Genomic DNA, 22,657 nt, shown 5'->3' on the forward strand with positions numbered 1-22,657 from the left:
ATGTATTGCCTCATTTAACAATGATAATATTGTAAAACTCAAATATTAAATTAATAAAATGAAGGCAGTTATTTTATTCTATAGCTCAATTTTTTCATAGATCGTTCACATTACTTGATATAATACAATGAAATTATTTCTTAAGGGAAGGAACCTTGACAAATTGAGCAAAAATAAGGGAGATCACACACAAAATTGCCCCTCCATAAAAAGGCAATGTCCAATCTTTTAACCAAATCCATCCTCCTAATAATGGTAAGAACACGGCCACCACATGATTGATGGTAAATCCTACTGCCATTGAAGGTGCTATATCTTTCGGATCGGCATTTTTTTGGAAATACGTTTTGATTCCAATAGAGAAACTAAAGAAAATATGATCTATAATGTAAAGCCCTGCCACTACCCATCGGTTTTCAATTAATGCATAAGCCAGGAAAACGATTGTAAGACTTATATATTCAAAACTCAACATTTTTCGTTCACCATATTTATTGAGCATTCTTGCAATAATGGGATTGAAATACATCGAAACAATGTTATTCAAAACAAACAAAACCGTAATCTCTTTAATCGAGAAATCATATTTCTCTACAAGAAGCAATACGGCAAATACTACAAAAACTTGTCTTCTTGCTCCACTTAAAAGATTCAATACATAAAAGAGCCAGTACTTTGACTTTAGAATCATTTTTTTATGCTGAGCGACAGCATCGTCCTCAATAGGCTTCTGAAACAATGCCCAAACTCCCGCCAGTACAACTATTACACCGATAAGGAGGTAAATAACTTCATAAGAAGCGACAAATGTCAATCCATAAATAGCTCCACCAATGGCGATATTTGTAAATGCCATGACACTTTTTAATCTGGCTAAAATATGCGGACTATCTTCCTTGGAAAAACTTTGTAGTGTCAGCGACTGATTCGAAGTTTCATAGTAATGAAAACCGATAGACATGATCAAAGTGGTCATCATCAGTCCCCAAAATGAAGGAAATAACCCTGTCAGTCCAACACCAATTCCCATCACAATAATTGATATAGAAGCAAATCGATCTTCTTTAATAAACATCAAGAAGAATAGGGCTGTCACAACAAGAAAACCTGGAACTTCTCTGAAGGATTGAATGGCTCCAATATCAAAACCATTTAAGCCAATTTCATCTACAGCAAAATTATTGAACAATGTACGCCAGCCTTGAAAACCTAGTGCGGTTGCAATAGATAAGACTAGTAAGAATTTGTACATTGGTGATCGGAATACGGAAGTGTTTTTCAATTTCAGTTGGTTTATTTATCGAAAATTATGACCTACAGATGATAGTGTTCTCTTTGGCCATCTTGTTTGTTGTAATAGTTAACCGCGAATATAGACGTTTTAATTTTAAGGGACTGCTCATTGAACACAAAAAAAAGAGCTAAACCTTAACAGCTTAGCTCTTCCAGTGATAGGAAACAAAGGATTATTTCAAACCAATTTTATTTCCTTTCCATCCTTTATCCCAAGTATTTTTTAATGGATGCGCTTCCGTATTCAACACATATTTTTCAAAATCAAATACTTCCGATGGAGCAAAGAATAAATAACAATACTTCATTGTTTCCGCAAAGAAGAAACTCTCCAAAGTATCCCATTTCTCTTTTGTCTTCACATCTTTCAGCTGAACATAACCATTTTCAACTTGGCAGTACTTTTCAATGCTTTCAAACATTTTTTTGCCTTGCTCATAGTATTTATTATCACCAGTACCTCTCCATACATAATAAGTAGACTCAATTGCCTCTGGCCTCATCATATAATACTCAGCTCCTTCATAGAAAGGTTGCATTGTAGTATAATCTACCGCTTCAGGCTCAATGCCGTCTTTGAACCACATTTTATTGATAGATGCTTGTAACTTCTCAGCTCTGTCTAAATCACCATCCAATACATAACATAAGTTCCAGAAACAATCCAATGCACCGAATCGAGTACTCAATCTTTCACCCGTATTCATATCAGCCCAACCAATCCAGAACTCACCATCTACAGAAGTTGTATCTACTAAATATTTATTGACTGCATCTCTTGAAACGTTGTACCACTCCAATAAGTCTTCATCACCAAACAACAAATAACCCTTTAATAAGTACTCATAGTAAGCATCAATACCTCCTGAGATATGAGCTCTTGTATCTGCCCATTCTCCTGTATCTTGATCAATCCACGAACCTTGTAATCCTGTCTTACCTCTTCGATCATAAGACGCTTTGATACCTCTTTTACACAATTCATAGTATTTATCATCTCCAGTCAATTTCGATAAAACGCCATATTCCAATAACATTGAACCAATTTCACATGGGTTAGTGCCCTGACCACTTACTTTACCTGTACGTAGGTTTACCAAACGGTAAGGAATTCCTGTAGGTGAATCAAAAACAGGAATCATTCTATCACCAAGGTCTTTGGCTAACTCTAAGAATCTAGGGTCACCATCCAATTGGTAGGAAGAAAGTAAACCGCCTAAAATTCGAATTGCAATTTCAAATTGTTGTACGTCTAAGTCTTTATCAAAATCTAATTCAGAGAAAATTAAATCCTTACATTCTTTCATTTCCTCTTCTAATCCCATTAAGTACATGGTAGAAAAAGCATCTACAGGCGTCATCAATAGCGACTCCGCATACCAGTTATGCCCTTTTTCTGAGATTGGGTTTACTGCATCTAATCCTTTTGCATAATTCATATAGGCTCTCCACCCTTTCTTAAATGCCGTTTTAACTCTCTCTTGATATTGTTGTTTTTCCTTAAGTGAAATTTCCTCTGTAGCTGTTTCTTTTGTAACGCTAGTAGCAGTTGTACATGAAGTTGCAAATAATGTAGTTGATGCCACTAAAATTGTGGCTACTAATGATTTTTTGATGGTAGTTTTCATTTTAAAAATTAGATAATGGTTATTGTTAAGTATATAATTTATTTCCAAATATTGTTGATCTCATTTAAGAATTGAGTTTCTTGTGATGCATTAAAATCATAAAACTCAAAGTCACCCAAATGTGTGTTATCTTTTTCAATAATTAAGACTTTTGCCCTTTCTTGCAATGCAATGGTATGCCATACATTTTTAGGAATATTATAGGTCACACCTTCTTTCATTTCTTCCATATCATAATGGATACTATCATTTTCGATAGAAGCTGCTACCAAAATTGCTTTTCCTGTTATTAATAAAAAAGCTTCATCCGTTTGGTAATGAATATCCAATTTCTTGATATTCTCGGGCTTTGCTCCTTCTGAATAATTCAATTGAGCTACTTGCCAACCTTCCTGAATCAGAAAAGGATTATAACCTTCTGATTCGTGTGTATATCTTTCAGTAATATTCATACTTAATTCTCTAATATTCTGTCCACAACTAGCTGTCTGAACTCTTTCGAAAGCATCGCAAAATAAGCGGTAAAACCTGTAATTCTCACCACTAAATCAGGATATAGATCAGGATTTTCGTGTGCTGTCAATACTTGTTCTTTATCCATAATATTCACATTGATTAGTGTTCCTCCCAACTCAAAGTGTGTTTTAATAATGGCACCTATGATCTCTGCATGTTCTTGTTTGGCTAAAGACGGATCCAATTCCCATTGCATTGGAGCCGTATTTCCATACCCCGGTTGCACTTTGGCAATTGCTGATGCTAAAGCGAGTGAACCTCCATCCACTACAAAACCAGGTGTAGGGTTCGCTCCATGATTGATTGGCTCTCCTCCTTTTCTTCCGTTTGGAGTAGCTTTTACTTTTTTACCTAGGCCAACGGTATTGGCCCAAGAGAAAAGCCCTGGAATAAAGCACTGGTTTTGCTCAGCATCCGATTCATTTTTCACTAAAGCTGAAAAATGTTCTGCAATTAAACTCGCCCATTTGTCACCTTTGGCATCTCCCTGCCCATATCTTTCACTGTTTTGAAGCAATGTTCGAATTCTCTCCCCATTTTCATCTTCAAAATTAGAATTGAGATGAGATTGTAAATCTTCCCAGCTTAAACGTTTTTCTTCTTCAATTCTTTGCTCAATAGCTGCAAATGAATCGGCTACAATTGCTATTCCCGCTCCATCAATGGAGAGGTTATAATACATTGCACCACCATCACTGACGTCTCTCCCTTTTTCCAAAGGTCCGTAAGACAATAAATTCAGAATCAGTTCAGGCTCGTTGTATTTTTGATACTTCAAATGATGCTTAATTCCATCAGCCGCCGTAGTTACCGCTTTAGCTAAATGTGCTGTAAATTTACCCCAAAGTTCAGCAGTACTTTTGATTTCTGAAGATGTCATTACTTCCTCAAAAGCCACCTCAAATACTTTGGCCATATTGACTTTCACAAGATCATTCATGGTATATTCCAAACCCGGCAAAGACATCCAATTACATCCCACTGCAATTCTTTTTCTAGCCAACTCTTCTGAATACCCATTTTTCATAAAGCCACTAATCAATCCTTTGTCTCCTGAAAAACGTGGCCAGGCATTTTTATGCTTAATCAAGTACTCCAATGATCGGTCAAATAATTCCTGATTCATATGATCATGCACTCGAACAGTAATATTTAATGAGGTATTGATCTTGTCTGCTGCTTCAAGAATTAAAAAAGAAATCTCAGAAGATACATCACCTCCATTACCATCAGGTCCTCCCAATTGCCAGTAAATAGGGTCATTGATTAGAAAACATGACAAATAATAAATAGCTTCTTCTTTGTCAATGATTCCATTCTTTATATCATTTTCGAAATACGGCTGTAAAAGCGTATCAATTTGTCCACCGGCTCCATCTCGGTTGTACGTCCTTGAGGCAAGGTGGAACCAAATAATCCATTGGCACGCTTGACGCAATGTTTTCGGCGGATGATGAAGAATAGCTCTATTAGTCTCTCGCATCTTGAGAAGGTTTTCTCTTGACAAAGGATCTTCTACCTTTTGTATCATCAATGCCAACTCATCAATGTGTCTTTTGATCCAACCTTGAATGCTGACAATTGCTCTTTTATGAGCTTGATAAAATACTTCTTGCTCTTCTCCTTGATTAATAGCTGCAGAAGTTTCGATCTTTTTCAATAATCCACCCCAACCCAATTGCAAGCCTAATTCAAAATCAGGTGCAAAGTGAGCATCATCGCCAATGCCATGAATAATATCATATTTTTCTTGATTTGCAATAAGATGGGTAAAAGGGTACGATGGATTCCATTTGTTGGGACGCATTTTTGACATGAAATAAATCCAGCGTCCTGCAAATGCATCATTTTCATCAATATAAGTTGGATGGTTATCCATCAAATCGCAGAAGTTATCTGTCCAACCTTTTATTCCATAAAAAGAACCATCCTCATGGTTTGGGATAATTTCCCAACCTTCATCAGGTACAGCAATTCTACCATAATCGTCTTCATCCAAAAGGCCTTCTTTACGGATCTTTTCTTTTGTCTGAAATGCTTTCGCTCTTTTCAGGTTCTCAATTTTTTGTAAGTAATATTCTTTCATGTCCATTTATTTTTTTATCAAATTTGACCAATATTGGAACTCAGAATGACTCATTTCATTAATATGTGCTAGGTTATATTCCAAACCCAAGTTTTTATATTTCTGCTCTCCTAGTTTATGATAAGGATTGAGCTTAAACTGCTTGCAGTTAGAAAGCTGATGGACAAAATCATTGATAGCAAGAAGCTCTTCCTTAATGTTATTGGCAGTAGGTATCAAGGGGGTTCTTAATTCATAACTCACTTTTTCATTATCCAACTGCTTAATGTTAGACAACACTTTTTGATTATCAGTAAAAGTCCATTTTTTATGTTTCTCTGCATTGATAAATTTCAAATCCACTAACCAATGGTCAACATAAGGCAGGAATTTCGAAATAATATTCCAAGAAACGTTGAAGTTTGATTCCACTACAACGTTCAAGTCTTTTGATTTAAAATATTGAATAGTTTCCAATAAAAATTGGTGCTGCAACAAAGGCTCTCCTCCTGAAAAAGTTACTCCACCACCGGTAGAATTAAAGAAAGGAATATCTTTTTCAATGGCTTTATACAATGCTTCTGATGAGTATATTTCACCTACTTGATGCATAGCTCCAGAATAACAAACCTTTGTACAATCTCCATTATGCTTACATAAATTGACATTATAGTGTACTTTACCGTTGTGCATTGACAATGCTTCAGAACCGCAAACTTCCACACATGCACCACAAGAAATACATTTCTGTTCAATTCTTTCTATTTGAGCTTTCTGAGAAAAGGTTTCAGGGTTATGACACCACAAACACCTCATATTGCACCCTTTCAAGAAGATAACAGTGCGAATACCATGACCGTCATGTAAAGAAAGCCGCTGTAAATTTGTAATCATTCCTTTTTCCAAAACCATCAATCGACTCCTCTAGGTTTATAATTCCTTTCGTTTCATCAATTACAAAGTAAAGGGGTATTGAATAATTATTCAATTTATAGTAGTGTACTCCAACGTGTATTCATGATACTCTCACGCTATTCTTATTTTTCATTAAAAAAGAAAAAGGCTACCTATTGGCAGCCTTAATATTTATTTAAAACCTTGTAATCATTTTGGTTAGGGATTTTCTTTTCTCCAACCCTATCTTTTTCCTAATTCTATAGCGGGAGGTTTCGAGTGTCCTCACACTGACATTCATCAATGTGGCAATCTCCTGATTTTCTAAATCCATCCTTAAGTAAGCACAGATCCTTAATTCTCTTTTACTAAGGTCAGGATATTCCAGCTTGAATCGCTCTAAAAAGTTATCATGAGATTTATTGAATTGATGTTCGAATTTATCCCAATAATCATGATCATCACTTTCCTTATTAATTTCTTTTACAATCGTCCTAATTTTACGCTTCTCTGTACTCCCCAGATTAGCCGACAATTCTTCCAGTTTTTGTTTTACCTGTTGTAAACTCTGATTTTTATGAAGATGACTAATTGTAATGTTAGTCAATTCACTTTTTGTCGAATCTAATTCTTTTTCTAGCGTTGTATTCTGAATTTTTATTTTCTCTCTTTCTGCTTCAATGCTTTCTAATGCAAATTGCTTTTTGACATTCATTATTCTTACCTTCTGCAAGAAATAAAGCACTAATAAGAATAATAAAAACATGAGTATTCTAAACCATGTCGATTGCCAAAAAGGTGCATTGACGATAACATTAATGGAAGCCCCCTCTTTATTCCAAACTCCATGATTATTCGAAGCGATCACTTTAAAAGTATATTTCCCTGGGTCCAAGTTGGTGTAAGTGGCAATTCTTCTATCACCAACGTAATTCCATTTTGTATCAAAGCCCGACAGCTTATAAGCATATTGATTTCTCTCTGTTTCGGTAAAATTCAATGCACAATAATTGAAATTAAAAACTGATTGATCATAGTCCAGTTCAATCGTTTCAGTTTCTAGCACTGATTTTTTAAGAATAGAAGCAGAATCTAATGGAAGTTGAGGGACATTAAAAATATCAAAACCTGTAATATATACTGGTGGAGCAACTTCGTTTTCACCCAACATCTGAGGATTAAAAATTGTAATCCCTTCAGTACCTCCTATCAATATTTCTCCGCGTTTATTTTTCTCCAGGGAGTTGTAATTAAACGAGTTGTTTGAAATATGAAAACTGACAATCTCCTCATCTGACAATGACATTTTTGAGATATAATTTTTCGAAACGATGATCAAATTACCTCTATTATCAGAGTTGATATTCAATATGGGCAATTGTGGTATACCATCCTCTTCTGTCAATACCTTCAACTCATTACTTTCCGGAAGGTATTTCACTAAACCTTCAGCAGTAGCCATCCAAATGTGTCTTAACTTATCTTCATACACTGCCCTCACATAATTGAAGTTGTGATTCTTTGCAATTAAATCCTGCATTAAGTCAAAAGTCCATTGGCCTGTTTTTCTTTCAAAACGCAACACGCCACTATCGGTACTAAACCATACATTTGAAAGTGCATCTTCGTACATATGGTAAACATGTATTTGTCCTGCGTCAAGGTAATCAAGATTAAGTTTTATACATTCTTTATTCACTGGATCATATTGAGCGATGCCCCCTCCTAAAGTACCCATCCATGTAATCCCCTTTGAATCTGTCAGAAGTGACCAAATATTATTACTCGTCAGACAACCATCATCCTTCATTTGTCTTTTCAAGTGATAGTATTTACCGGTACTCTTTTCAATCACTCTGAGCCCTTCATTGTAAGTACCAATCACCAAGTTCCCCAACGAGTCTTCTGTAATAGCTTTTACAACATCTACTGCAAAATCATTGATCTCTTTGCCATCAATATCAAAATGTTTAAAGTAGTTTTCATTATGATCTGATTGTTGATGTAAACCTCCCCAATCAGAACCTGCCCAGAGCTTTCCTTTTTTATCATAGAACAATGAAAGTACAGGCTTATTCGGTAAAGTATTTTCGTTGCAAGGTATATGACCAATCTGTCTAAAAAAGTTCTTTCTAGGGTCAAACTTATCCACACCTTCTAAATAAGCACCAAGCCAAATATTTTCTTCTCTGTCTTTGTACAGACTCCATAAAACATCCGTTGACAATGACAATGGATCTACTTTAGAATGTTTATGCGACTCAAAGTATTTTGTATTCACATCAAAAACATCCAAACCAGCCCCATCGGTGGCCAACCATAGTTTATTACTGACTTGTAAAATATCTTTGATATTGTTGCTACTAGGGCCTTTACCAGGCTCTCCCTTCAGGTACGTAGTGTATTCGCCAGTCAATAAATTATATTCAGCTAATCCTCCACTGTTACTCCCCACATAAAGCAAGGTATCATTGTAGATAAGTAAGTTTTTCTTGGCGTTGTCATCTATACCTTTGAGAGGTAAATGCGTATATTCAACCTCCGAAAACTTTTGAGTGTTTTTGTCATAGACACATAGTTTTCTATTGTCTGTGGCCAACCAAATACGGTTCCACTTATCTTCTACGATATCGTAAATAGAAGCCCCGTTGATGGTGTTGTTATTCCCCTCTTCGTAATAGTATTTCTTAAACTGCTTTCTATCTTTTGATATGATAGAAAGTCCACCACTTGCTCCAATCCAAAGCTGTTTTTCATCATCTTCAATCATACAGTTTACGGAGACACTAGGTACCATCCTATCTTCTTGCCATCCCCCTGTATAATGTTCGAAAGTTTCATCGATAGGATTAAAAACACTGACCCCATTATTCAAAAGTCCAATCCATAATAATCCAGTATGATCTTCTATGATCGAAGATATCATATTATCGTTTGGCCCTTTTTTACTACCCATTTCGTAAGGGTAAACTTTCATTTCATAACCATCGTATCTGTTTAAACCTTTAAAGGTTCCGAACCACATGAAGCCTTTGCTATCTTGTAAAATGGAATTTACAGTTGCGTCTGCAATTCCGTCTTCAGTACGTAAGTGTTCAAACTGCTTTTTGATATGTTGTGCGTGTGAAATTATGGGTACAACTAAGAAAGTTAGTGTTAAAAAAAATAATGCTTTTACCATTAGCTTTTAAATAGAACAATAAGTATATAAATATATCATTATAATGTATAAAAATACATATATAAGCGGTAGGAAGCAAATGTTAAACGTACGCTTATCTTAGATTTTCATTTCATCAATTTAGAAAGTTGACATGAAGTAAAAAATTGACTTTGCCCAATAGGTATAAAAAAATAGATAAGCAACGAATCACTTATCTATTTCTTTCAATTTCTTCGAGTATGTGGATGATTAACCCTGCGGAAAACTACCCTCTTGCCTGCTGAAATCTGAGTTCGTTGAGTTCAACTTTGTGACGTTTCATACGTGCTCTTAAGTGCTCTGTATCCTTCAGTGAACAACCATTTCCTTCTAGGTACTTGATTCTTCCTTTAATAAAAGTTACTTGCTGTTCTAGCCTTTCGATAGCTGACAATATTGTGTTTTCCATTGTCGTGTCAATTTATGTTAGACATGTTATTAATCATACCTCCAAGAACGATAAAAAAAATTGGTATTTTAAGGGTATTAAGATTTATTATATAATTTAATTTTGAGTTAAAATTAGACCCTAAAATCATCAAGAATAAAAAGATCAAAGTCACCTTTTTTCCTTATTTTTCATCACCTGATAAGTGGTAATAATACACTATATATTATAAAACCACCCCTTCATTAATTATTGTTTTATAATTTTGATAGTGTTGCACTTAACTCCCTCCATTAAGGGTGTCAGATAGATACGTTTTTCAAGATCTGTACAATTTAACACAAAAACTTCTTGGCATTAATGTCTAAAATACCTTTAATAATACCCTCCAAATTTTAACTTATAAAGATCACGTTTTTACCACCAAAAAAATATAGATTTACTAGACTAAATGATAAATTTTAGTATTGTAACAATCTTTTATTTAACCATAAATATTAATCAGTGTTGCGAGCATTGTAAATTTAGATTTTCATAGTACTTTATCACTCCTTCAAAATCTATTATTCAGTACTCCTCTCCTTCTTGTTTTCATGACTTCTCATTTCAGCATTATAATCCTTTATGATTTCCTTTACAAAAGTACCTGATGCTGTAAGTTTAGACCATCCTCCTTTATTTGAAGTTCCAGAATACAAAGCAGAGGCTCCTTCAGCTTTGTCATTAATAGACCAATTACAATGTGAAATATCATTGGCTTTCATCCAGTCAATCCAAGCCTTCGTTTCCACATAATTCACCTCTCCATCACCATTTGCATTGACAGCACCCCATTCTGTCACAAAGAGTGCCACTCCTTTTGATAAAGCATAACTTCCTTTGTCCCTTAAGGATTGACCATGAGAACCTGCATAAAAATGAAGGGTATACGCAATATTAGGTTGATCAATAGGGTCATCCGCTGCTTGATCCACATCCTGAGACCATGTTGGGGTGCCTACAATAATTATGTTATCGGGATCATACTGACGAATCGTTTTAATAATCGACTCCGCATAAGGCTTGATCTTTGAAGACCATGAAATTTTCAGAGGTTCGTTATATATTTCATAAAGGACATTGTCATGATGACCGTATTTTTGAGCCATCTCTGCAAAAAATGACGACGCCTTTTCCCAATCATGTTCATTGGCATGATGAGAATGCCAATCAATAATCACATACATATCATTTGCGATGGCCGCTTCCACAACAGCTTCTACTCTAGCTTTATTACTGGCTGGATCTTCAAAATATCCGCCATTATCTTCTGCTCCCATTGCAGCTCTAATGATACCAGCATTCCAATCCTTTTTAACCCAAGCAACTACATTCTTATTGTAAAATTTTTCGCCACCCCAATAGTTGTTGGACCAGAATAAACTTGGGCCAGCAAAACGCACTGATTTTCCATCTTTATTTACAATTTTGTTTCCTTTGACCTGCAGCAAACCATTATCGGTTACTTGGGCTTGTAAATCGATTTGGGCCCCCAATACACTTGCGAGGGCTATACATTTAAGGAAGTACAATAGTTTAAAATATTTCATACTTTATTTAGTTTTTATACTGTATTTTGATTTATCTCTTGAAGCAGTTACACATTTGAAATTGGGAAAATTAGATTTTAATTCTAGACTGCTTTTATTGATTCTTAGCCATTGCTTATCTTAAGAAAATGAGCGGTTGTTGAGTTCACAATATCTCTCTATTTACTCTTTTGATATATTTTTTCAATCTATCAATTGAACCCACAACACGCCCATTTATTTCTTTATTGTTTTATAACTTTTCTAATATATTCCTTTCCGTTCGATTGGTATTTCACAAAGTAGATTCCTTCCGAAAATGCTGATAAATCGATGATGGATTGAGCTTCTTCAATTTTTATTGAACTCACTTTATTTCCTACTAAATCATAAATATACACTTGATCACCAAAACGAACATCTTGTAAAAATCTAAGCGTAAATGAATGATGGAAGGGATTGGGATAAATTAGTGCCTGACCCTTTTCTCTATCATCCTCTATACTAGTTGGAGGTAATTCTTCTTTTTTTGTAAAAATCAACTTATCTAAGTTAAAAGGAGGTTTTTTATCGATTGTAATTCTTAGTTTTTGCTCCCCTGCTTCTAGAAAAATCTCAGACTCAACTTCTGTAGTCGTTTCCCAACTATTTGTTGAAGGCACATCAACAGAAGCAATGACAGATGACTTTGAAGTCGATACTTTAAACCTACCACCAGCTTGTTCAGTAGCCACTAAACTTGTAATGGCATACGTTCCTGATTCCAATACGATGACCGTATATTCCATCCATTCGTTAGGTTCTACATAACCAACATGGAATCCCCCATCTTCTCTGGCCTCAATGTCTACGCCATCTTCCCTGTAAGCTCCACCTTGGTTCTCCTCTTCTTGATCATTATAAGCAATGCCCGCTATTCCAAGGTTATAATTTTCAGCTTCAAGAACACCTGGAATTACAGCAGGAGTTCCTCCGAAAGGTAAACTTTCATAGTTCACCAAATCTATCTGTTGAGGATATGAAATAATGACCTGATCACCCTGCATTTGTGAAATTCTGTATTGGTATTTATCACCTGGAGTTACTGAAACGTCTTTATATGAGTTCTCTGTAGGCTCTACTTCATCAATGACCGCAAATTGATCACTTCCTACTACCTTTCTTTCAATCTTAAGTGGAGTTGAAGCGGTATTTCTATTTTCCCATTGTATTGAAACGGTTGAATCAGCATTCATTGTCAACAATAAATTGGTTGGTGTTTGTTTGGTATTATGAATCAAAATATCTTTCGTTTCATGCCACTTTTTATCATCTCTTTGATAGATTTCATACCATCCACCATCATCCCAAGCCATAAAGGAAATTCCTCTGCTTAGTGACTCTTCCACATAATGTGCATAATGTCTCATTCTTGAATTAAAATCCGTATCATGTACTGCTCCGAACTCATTCATAATGACAGGCATACCATTTGTGGCACTCCAGTTTTTTGCTTTTTCAAACTCATTAGAGATATAATTCTTCTCTGCTTGCGTACCCCATGTCAGGTCTTTTTCGGCAAACGAAAAATCCCATGGGTCATAGGTATGATAATTGGCAATCAGATAATCATCATCTGAGGGTATCGGCATTGTCAGAAGGTCTTTAATTGCAGACCATTCGTTTCCTGCGATAATCACATTTCTAGTGGGGTTCTTTTCTCTGATGATATCCAAGGCTCTTTGGTTGGCATCAGCAGCCTCCGCTATGGTCATGCCATGTGGCTCATTTAATGTCTCAAATAACAATCGCTCCGATTTTTGATAAAAACGATCAGAGATCTGCACCCAAATGGCTTCGAATCGGGCAACAGATTCAGCATTATAGTTTTCCTTCAACCACTTTTCGTGGTGGCAATTCATGATGATGATAAAGTCTCTTTCTAAACCCCAATCAACAATCTGCTCTACTCGGTCCATAAAAGCTGGATCTACTTTATACGGAGCTTTTTCTGCAACATGATTAGCCCAAGTAATTGGTATTCTAACCGATTTAAAACCGGCATCTTTATAGGCATCAAAATAATATTCTTCTGCTTTTAATGCCCAATCCCCCTCATAGGGAGCATCAAGAGTATTCCCCAAATTTATCCCTCTTCCAATTGCTTCTACTGCTGCTTCTGGAGATAATTGTGCATAACTAGTACATACTGTACACAAAAAAATAATGGATAATAATAAAGATGTAATAATTCTCATGTTAGTTTATTTATGAAGATTGAAAAGAAAACGATATTAATGAAGTGTGTTAAGGGTGGAGGGAAAAGTAATTCATATGGAACCATCCTAAAATACTTTTTCCCACTTCACCTCCAATCACTTTTACTTTACTTTTTCTCTAATTGATATTGTCTGAAATCGTAATTTTTAATCTCTTGGAAATATTGTCAGAAGCATTACCAACGTAGATGTAATAGTCTCCTTTTTCAAGCTCCCAATCAGATTTGCCTTCGTTATAATATTGTAAGTCTTTTATTGATACTGTTAAACTCAGGTTTGTCTTTTCTCCTGCTTCTAATTGTACCTTTTGGAAAGCTTTTAATTCTTTTAAAGCTCTTTCTACTTTTGATTTATTCTTACCAATGTAAACCTGCACTACCTCGGCTCCTGTTAGTTCACCGTTGTTTCTCAAATCACAAGTAATCGTAATATTATCCGAAGAAGCATAGACTTTTTTGTCGGCCGCAACTTCGCTGATTTCAAAATCAGTATACGACAACCCATACCCAAAAGCATATTTTGGAGTGATCTTTTTAGTATCATGCCAACGGTACCCTACCAGAATATCGTCTTTATATTCAACATTGATGGAGTCGCCAGGATAAGACATTTCTCCTAATTGATGAGCTCCATTGTCCTCTAGTTTTTTAGGGAAAGTAATTGGCAATTTACCCGATGGGTTTACATCGCCTGAGATCACATCAGCCAAAGCATGTCCTGTTTCACTACCTAAATACCAACCTTGCATAAGGCCTTTCACTTGATCCGTCCAAGGAGTAGCTACTGCATTACCACTGATCAATACCACTCCAATATTCTCATTGACTTCTGAAATGGCCTGAATAAGGTTACTCTGTCCAAAGGGTAGGTCGTACGTCAAACGGTCTCCATCTTCACAATCTTGATGATGACTTTTATTTAAACCACCAAAAAACAATACCACATCTGCTGTTTTAGCCACCTCTATTGCTTCAGCTTTTAATACATCAGCATCAAGCTTAGAAGGAATCACTCTTCCGTATTGTGATGGACCTGATGCATATCCCATTGCATGAATGACTTCAGCATTAGGGTAGCGTTCTTGAATACCTTGTAATGGTGAAATTTCATATTCCACTTTTAATTCTGATGAACCACCACCGATGGTCATCATACGAGTTGCATTTTCACCTATTACAGCTATTTTTAAACCTTTTTTATCTACAATTGGGAAGAAATGATCCTCATTTTGCAATAACACAATACCTTGCTGTCCTACTCGTCTTGCTACTTCATGGTGGGCATCTGTATTAACGCTACCCAAAGGACGGTTTTCACTTAAGCTTGTTCTGTAAATTAACTTCAGAATTCTTCTCACTTTATCATCCAGCACTTCCTCACTTACTTCTCCGCTTTTCACTAACTCTTTAAAAGCACCTGCTAAATAATAATTTTCATAATGATTCTTCTCTGAATATGTCAGACCGTTTGTACCTGTACCCATTTCAATATCTAAACCATACAAAGCTGACTGTTTTGTATCATGAGCTGCCCCCCAATCCGTGAGGTATACTCCGTCAAAACCCCATTCGCCTTTTAATATTGTATTGACAAGGTATTCATTATGTGAACAATATTGCCCTCTCAACTGATTGTAAGCACTCATCATAGACCATGTATCACCTTCTAAAACTGCGGCTTTAAAAGCAGGTAGGTAAATTTCACGTAAAGCCCTCTCGCTCAGTTCTACGTTGATATGTCCTCTCCACAATTCCTGATTATTGGCAACAAAATGTTTTACACATGCTGCTACACCATTGGTCTGAACTCCTTTGATGTAGGGTACTACCATTTTGGAAGCCAAATGTGGATCTTCTCCCATATATTCGAAGTTTCTTCCGTTTAAGGGAGTCCGGTAAATATTCACCCCTGGACCTAAAAGGATGTCTTTTTTACGATAACGTGCTTCTTCACCTACAGCAACTCCGTAATCATACGATGCCTTTTCATCAAATGTAGCAGCTAAACATGTCAATGCTGGAAATGCCGTAATAGAATCATTTGTCCAACCTGCATACCCCCAATTGTCCCAATTGATTTCTGCTCTAACGCCGTGTGGTCCATCTGACATCCAAACTTCAGGAATTCCAAGTCTTGGTACTCCAGCTGAAGTAAATTTAGATTGAGCATGACACATGGCCACTTTCTCATCTATTGTCATTTGAGCAATGATCTTATCGATCTCTTTATCCGTATCGGTTTGTGCCAATACATTTGTTCCAAAAAATAGTAGTACTATTAAAAATTTTAATTTTTCTCCTCTGTAATATCTCATATTCACCTGTTGTTATAGCTCATATCTCAAAGCTTTTCCGCTTCAGACAATCATTTCTTTCATTTTAAAAACTTCAAATACCAGAATAGATAAGATTGGAGTAAAACGCTCTATTTATATCTATTCTAGCATCAAAAGTTTTGATCTCACTTTTTTTAATTAGGTTTTGTTTTTCAACTAAGTCTTTGTGGTTCGTCTATTCGTTTCATTCATTACTCTACTTCTATAATCTTGTTCATCTCCTTTTATAAGACAACGCTGTTTTTCTAGAACTTCTCTTTAAACCTACTCTCACTTTGGTTCAAAAAATTAGAGAAGAACCTACAGCATTACTTCAGTATTTATTTCATTTTTTAGTAGACCTGACAAAAGCATAATGCTTTTAATAATTCATTCCATTTCTTTTAGCTGACACACAATCTTAGCTAAGCCTCAAAAGAATGGAAAGAAAATGGAATCACTTTTTTACACATTTAATACAGCATTTATACAACAAAAAACCACAAACAACTCTATATCTGAACGTTACAACTCACCATTTAACGATTTCAATTACTACAATGGACATAAATGTCAAAAGAGAGGGATTATGGTTTTATTTTTAAAGCATAGATTTTATCGCTTAAAAAAAGTAAAAACAAGAGGCAAAAGTTTATCAGTGTTGAAATTCGACTGGCGAGAATGTGAAGAAAAGAGGTATTAGTGCCCGCTAAATCATCAGAAATCTCCTGATTTATAAATACTACAAGCTAGGTGTAATTCAATTCTATTTATTCTTTCACGAATAGTGAAGGTTATGTAATATGGTACGTGAGGGACTGTCGCAAAACCTATTATAGTGTTGAATAACCACCATGTTTCAAGTGTTAAGCGTGAGCGTCACTTGGAACTGATCATTGGCGAAGTCTCCTGACTTCGAATATAAACATCACACTTTCATTCATTTCGAAGTCGGGAGACAATATTTAATCACAAGTGACGCCTATCGGCTTAACACTTGCGATATAAAACATGTAATATGGTTCGTGAGGGCGTTTTAATACCCCCCCCTACAGCACTACTGAATAAAAGATTCTTGCATTAACATTTTTCTTTTGATGTGTACAAATCATACAGTCAATTAGTCGTAATTACCTTGCCCTTGAAGGAAAAAGTGAAATAAATCAGTGTGAGGATGTGTGGTGTATCGGAGCAATAATAATTGGAGTTTAACCTATAGTGATTGTTTTAGTTTCAATGGAAAAAGATCCTTATTTCACTGTATTACAAATATATAAACAAAAAAAACTGGAAGACACTAAAAGTGCTTCCAGTAAAAGATTGTTGTAATTAATGATGAATTGTTGATCTATTTATGTTTTAGTAACCAGGGTTTTGATCTTCTTGATTAATACCTGGATTTCCTACGATCTCTGCTAATGGAATCGGGAATACCTCGTGCTTACCAGCTTGAAAACCTAAACCTGATAATTCTTGTGCTGCTAAACCCCATCTTACTAAATCCCAATAACGAGAACCTTCGTAAGCTAATTCTACTCTTCTTTCTTTTACGATTGCATCAAATAAAGATTGTCCTGATACAGATGCATCATAGTCTGTAAGGCCACCCGCTCTTTGGCGTAATTTATTTAGCATTGCTCTTGAATCTGCTTCACGACCTTGGTTGTAATAAGCTTCAGCAGCCAAAAGAAGAATATCAGCATAACGTAATAATCTCCAGTTTGTAGTATAGTTTAATTCTGGAGTCGCACCGCCTTCTTCTGTTGTCTCCGACTCAAATGTAGTATACTTTGTTCTAACTAAACCTTCTGTATCCCAACCGTCAATAAATTCCTGACCATAATACTTTGCTAAACCATCAGCATCTAACACCGTTCCATCTCTTCTTCCATCAGTTGCTTCAAAAGCATTAAATAATACTTGTGTTGGAGGTAAGAATCCCCATCCAGCTCTTAATTTCCCCTCTTTCTCAGGGATTGCTCCTTCAATCTCTGTTAACGCTCTTGGGCCAGATAATTGAAGATGTCGGTTATCATGATCATTTCTATTCCATTGTACTGTACCCCACGTATCGCCATTCGTAATAAAAGAGGCTTCAAATAATGATTCAATACCAAATTCTGTCGTTTGTAAAGTCAAGCTTTCAAAGTCTGCTTCTAAGCCTACTTCTGAACCTTCCGTTTGAATCACACTTTCTAGAGGAGCAATTGCACCAGAATAATCTCCGCTATAGACTCTCACCTTACCTAATAAACCCAATGCAGCCTGCTTATTTGCTCTAAAAGCATCACCTGTTCCAGCAAAAGTTGATTTGTTTGGAAGAACGTCTGCTGCTTCTTGTAAATCTTTTTCGATTTGAGCATATACTTCTACTTTTGGCGTTCTTGCCTTTCCTTCTTGTAAATTTTCTGGTGGGGTTAACCATAATGGTACATCACCAAAAACAGTTACCAATTCAAAATAATAAAATGCTCTTAAGAACTTTGCTTCAGCAATCATTCTTTTCATCAAATCACTTGACTCTTCAGGAGCACTAGAGATAATTAAGTTCGCTCTGTATACACCAAAATAGTTGACATGGTAAAATGAACGAATTCCTATATTTTCAGGGCTCCAATCAAAATCATCAAGTGCTTGATATTGCGGCTGATCTGATGAGTTACCTCCACCACAATTCACATCATCCGAAGGAAGGTTTTTCATCACATAACAGCTTGACCAATCTTGAAACTGATCTGTAGACAACATATCATAAGCCGCTACCAAAGCCAACTGCACTTCATCTTCTGTTTGATAGTATTGTTCAGCATCTGACTTACCATAAGGTTCTACTTCTAAAAATTTTGCTGAGCATGAGCTTAGCATAGCTGCTGCTCCCAAAACGGTTAATACCTTTTTAAATCTATTGAATTTCATTTTGAGTCTTTCTTTAATTGTTGATTGGTTAGAATGTTACTGCAAGACCGAATAATACTTTTCTTGAAATTGGATAAGTACCGAAGTCAATACCTTGAGCATTGTTATTTTGACTACCCACTTCAGGGTCCATTCCTTCATAACTAGTGAAAGTAAAGAAGTCATTAAGCGATACATATACTCTAGCTTTCTGCATTAACACCTTAGCGGCAATGTTTGTAGGTAATGTATATCCTAATTGAATTTGTCTGATTTTCAAGTAGCTTGCATCTTGTACTAACAAGTCACTCTTGAAATACTTATCAGAACTATAACCTGCTCTAGGATAAGTTGCCACATCGCCATTTTGAATCCAACGATCAGCCGTTACACTTTGTAATCTGTTTGTTGCATTATTATCTGCTCTTGTGAAACCAATGAAGTTTTGGTGTCCAGTAGCGCCTTGTAAGAAGATATTCAAATCAAACCCTTTGTATGCAGCCGACAAGTTAGCACCGAAAATGAAAGTTGGGTGTGGAGAACCGATGTTTGTAAGATCTTGATCGTTGATTCTTCCGTCACCGTTCACATCCTTAATAATTGGATCACCGGGAGCAAAATCTGCAGCATCATCTTGGATGTTATTTGCTTCCATCCATTGAGCGATGTGTGCTTGATCTCTGAAAATACCATCATTTTGATACCCTCTAAAATACCATACTGGATGACCTGCTTCGAAGTAAGTAACCGGACCTAACGTTGGTAAATGTACCCCTTCAATTCTTGTTAACCCTTCTGATACTTCTAAAACTTCATTCTTATTGAATGCACCGTTAATACTTACATCATAGGTAAACTCACGTTCCGAGTTTCTATACCCTAAAATCATTTCAACACCTTCGTTAGATACTGTACCTGCATTGGCAAAAGGAGCGTTATTACCATATGATAAAGCAGGAGTAGATGGTGTCAATAAATCTTTGGTTAACTTATTATAGTAATCAAAAGTGAAGTATAACTTGCTATCAAATGCTCTTAAATCAAAACCAATGTTGGTTTGTTCAGAAGTCTCCCATTTCAAATTAGGGTTCGGTAAAAGTGCTGGTTCTGCTCCTGTAAGTAATCCATCATTCGCATCAGGATAGAAAATATTCGTCGTAGTAATCAATGATCTGTATTGATCAACACCTAAGTTTGATAAACTACCATTTCTACCCCAGCTACCTCTGATTTTTAAGTAATCAATAGCATCCACTGACCAGAAACTTTCATTGGAAACATTCCAACCTAAAGAGAATGATGGGAATGTACCGAATTGATTATCTGGAGAGAACAATGAAGATCCATCTCTACGGAATGTCGCTTCGAAGATATATCTGTTATCGTAATCATATGACAAACGACCAAAATACGAAGTCATTCTTCTTGTTTCATTTCTACCTGTTACTCTATCGTTATCTCTTGAATCCACATAATCTGGATATCTAAATAAGTCATCTTCTTTTACCATATTACCTGATCTAGTATCAAGGTTACGGTATCTGTTCTCTTGTGATGACATACCCACTAAAGCAGTGATAGAGTGCTTATTGATTTTTGTAGTGTAGGTCGCAAAATTCTCCCATAACCAATTGTTCCAGTGTTCTTCATTGGCCGTTACTGTAGGTGCATTGCTTTGTAAGTTGGAGTTGGCCCAAAATGAAGGGTTCCAACTGTTGAAACTTCCTTGCGTAACATCTAAACCGATACGTGAACTAATTTTCAAACCTTCAATTGGTTTTAAATTCACCATACCTGTAGAAAGCATTTTGTTTTCTTTATAAATACCTTTTTCATTCGCCAGACGGATCAATGGGTTAATTACCTCACCTTTTAGGAAATCGTTGTTTGACAATCCATAGTAATTTCCATCATCGTCTCTTCTTAAAATTTTACCTTCATCCAATTTTTCCTGCATATAAGGAGTCAATTGGTTAGGTGCGTATCGTGCTTCTCCTGTAGGATCCATCATTAAAGCACTGTTTACAATACCATTAAAGGCCTCATCCTCAGTAATTGAAGATCTTGTAAAACTAGTTAAAGCTACGTTTGCTTGAACATCGATCCAGTCTTTCAAATTTCTTGTCACGTTCAAACGACCGTTATAACGTTCATAACTTGCTTTATCTCCACCAATCACACCATCTTGTGAAGTGTAACCAGCACTCAATAAGTAAGATCCTTTTTCAGAACCTCCTGAGAATGAAAGGTTGTGCATCATCATTGGTGCTTGTTCTGAAGCTGCATCCAGCCAGTTTGTTCCTTGTCCGTGTTCAGCAGGATCTGGAACATAACCTTTTGAAGGATCGTGTACTTCACGCATGAAAGTGGCATATTCATTGGCGTTCATCATTTGAGGTTTCAAACCTAAACTCTGAATACCATATTGGAAAGAGTAATCGATGCTCGATCTTCCATCTTTATTACCGCCTTTTGTTGTAATGATCACGACACCATTTGCTCCTTCAGAACCATAGATCGCAGAAGAAGCTGCATCTTTGAGCACCTCCATTGAAGCAATATCTGATGGTGCCAAGAAACTGATGTTTGTCGTTTTCATACCATCAACAATATACAATGGGTCACTATTACCATTTGAACTCGCACCACGAATACGAACTTTGATGCCATTACCTGGCGAACCCGATTGAGGAGAGACTGTAACACCTGCTGCTTTACCTTGCAGCGCTTGTTCTGCACTGATAGCTGAACTTACGATGTCGTCTGCCTCTACACTTGCAATTGCACCTGTCACTAATGATTTCTTTTGGACACCATAACCAATGACTACAACTTCTTCTAGTTGTTCTTGATCAATTGCCAATGTCACATCAAAAGTTGTTTGAGTACCAATTGTACGTTCAACTGTTTTGTAACCAATAAATGTGAAGATTAGAGCTTCTGCATCATTCGATACATTTAATTTAAATTGTCCATTAAAATCTGTTACTGTACCTATAGTAGTTCCTTTAACTTTAATATTTACGCCTGGTAAAGGTTCATTTCCTTCACCTAAGATCGTTCCAGACAATGCCTTTTCTTGTGCCCATAATTGGGTACTAAAAAGCATCAAAAAAGACATAGAAATCACCCCAACTATGCTTTTAAAGTTAATTAGTTTCTGCATGTTTTATCTGTGTATAGAAATAATAAAAAGTACTTAAAAAATCCCGGTAGGTAGATTTTTTATGAGAATCAGTTTTGATTCATTCCATTTTAGTTTGTATAACCTATAAGACTCGCTTTACTTCCTAAGCCATTAAGAGAGCGTGTTGTCAAATAGTTAATTGTAATTGGATAAATAGTTTATAATCAATTCATAACAAATTAGATTGAGATTCGTAAATAATTCATTTCAATTTTGCTGACGTCATGTTACAATGTTAGTTAGTTACAATTTTTACTCAAAAAATAATAAATCACATTTTTACACTTCTAATACTACATTTTTACACTAAAAAAATCGCAAAATACTCACTGCTAGTCATTTAAAAACAAAAAAGAGCTTAAAAACAATTCAGTTTTTAAAGCTCTTCAAGATAAATGTTAATCAACATTTAAGTTAACATCTATTTAAAAAAATCATTTAACAAAATA

The 22,657-nt window shown here is 35.7% G+C and carries 12 protein-coding genes; all 12 read right to left on the reverse strand.

Annotated elements, in window-relative coordinates:
• Positions 1-133 precede the first annotated feature (133 nt).
• The 12 genes from IC221_RS06285 to IC221_RS06340 all read right to left on the reverse strand — a co-directional run bounded on the left by IC221_RS06285 (position 134) and on the right by IC221_RS06340 (position 22,187).
• On the reverse strand, positions 134-1,282 hold the full coding sequence (locus tag IC221_RS06285; protein WP_223241307.1) for an MFS transporter: 1,149 nt from the start codon (positions 1,280-1,282) through the stop codon (positions 134-136).
• Between the two features lie 184 nt (positions 1,283-1,466).
• Positions 1,467-2,921: a glycoside hydrolase family 47 protein gene (locus tag IC221_RS06290; RefSeq protein ID WP_188168145.1), complete on the reverse strand. Its 1,455-nt coding sequence runs from the start codon at positions 2,919-2,921 to the stop codon at positions 1,467-1,469.
• Positions 2,922-2,959: 38 nt separating this feature from the next.
• Positions 2,960-3,373: a hypothetical protein gene (locus tag IC221_RS06295; RefSeq protein WP_188168146.1), complete on the reverse strand. Its 414-nt coding sequence runs from the start codon at positions 3,371-3,373 to the stop codon at positions 2,960-2,962.
• A gap of 2 nt (positions 3,374-3,375) precedes the next feature.
• Positions 3,376-5,523 carry a pyruvate formate lyase family protein gene (locus tag IC221_RS06300; protein ID WP_188168147.1) on the reverse strand — a complete coding sequence of 716 codons (2,148 nt, stop codon included), beginning with the start codon at positions 5,521-5,523 and terminating at the stop codon, positions 3,376-3,378.
• Between the two features lie 6 nt (positions 5,524-5,529).
• Complete coding sequence (locus IC221_RS06305) at positions 5,530-6,414, reverse strand: glycyl-radical enzyme activating protein (protein ID WP_188168148.1); 885 nt, start codon at positions 6,412-6,414, stop codon at positions 5,530-5,532.
• Between the two features lie 178 nt (positions 6,415-6,592).
• The gene (locus IC221_RS06310; protein WP_188168149.1) at positions 6,593-9,577 is read right to left on the reverse strand and encodes a two-component regulator propeller domain-containing protein; all 2,985 of its coding nucleotides are present in this window, start codon (positions 9,575-9,577) and stop codon (positions 6,593-6,595) included.
• Between the two features lie 247 nt (positions 9,578-9,824).
• Positions 9,825-10,007, reverse strand: a complete 183-nt coding sequence (locus IC221_RS06315; protein ID WP_044201837.1) for a hypothetical protein — start codon at positions 10,005-10,007, stop codon at positions 9,825-9,827.
• A 542-nt stretch (positions 10,008-10,549) separates the two neighbouring features.
• Entirely contained in the window at positions 10,550-11,575 is a 1,026-nt protein-coding gene (locus IC221_RS06320; protein ID WP_188168150.1) for a glycoside hydrolase family 5 protein, read from the reverse strand.
• A gap of 224 nt (positions 11,576-11,799) precedes the next feature.
• A complete protein-coding gene (locus IC221_RS06325; RefSeq protein ID WP_188168151.1) occupies positions 11,800-13,791 on the reverse strand; it encodes a cellulase family glycosylhydrolase in 1,992 nt (663 codons plus the stop codon).
• A gap of 139 nt (positions 13,792-13,930) precedes the next feature.
• Positions 13,931-16,126, reverse strand: coding sequence for a glycoside hydrolase family 3 C-terminal domain-containing protein (locus tag IC221_RS06330; protein ID WP_188168152.1), 2,196 nt, complete (start codon positions 16,124-16,126; stop codon positions 13,931-13,933).
• A gap of 1,359 nt (positions 16,127-17,485) precedes the next feature.
• Positions 17,486-19,042 carry a RagB/SusD family nutrient uptake outer membrane protein gene (locus IC221_RS06335; protein ID WP_188168153.1) on the reverse strand — a complete coding sequence of 519 codons (1,557 nt, stop codon included), beginning with the start codon at positions 19,040-19,042 and terminating at the stop codon, positions 17,486-17,488.
• A gap of 28 nt (positions 19,043-19,070) precedes the next feature.
• Positions 19,071-22,187, reverse strand: coding sequence for a TonB-dependent receptor (locus IC221_RS06340; RefSeq protein ID WP_188168154.1), 3,117 nt, complete (start codon positions 22,185-22,187; stop codon positions 19,071-19,073).
• Positions 22,188-22,657: the final 470 nt, after the last annotated feature.

Origin of the sequence: Flammeovirga sp. EKP202, assembly GCF_014534745.1 — a bacterium.
Taxonomy (GTDB): domain Bacteria; phylum Bacteroidota; class Bacteroidia; order Cytophagales; family Flammeovirgaceae; genus Flammeovirga.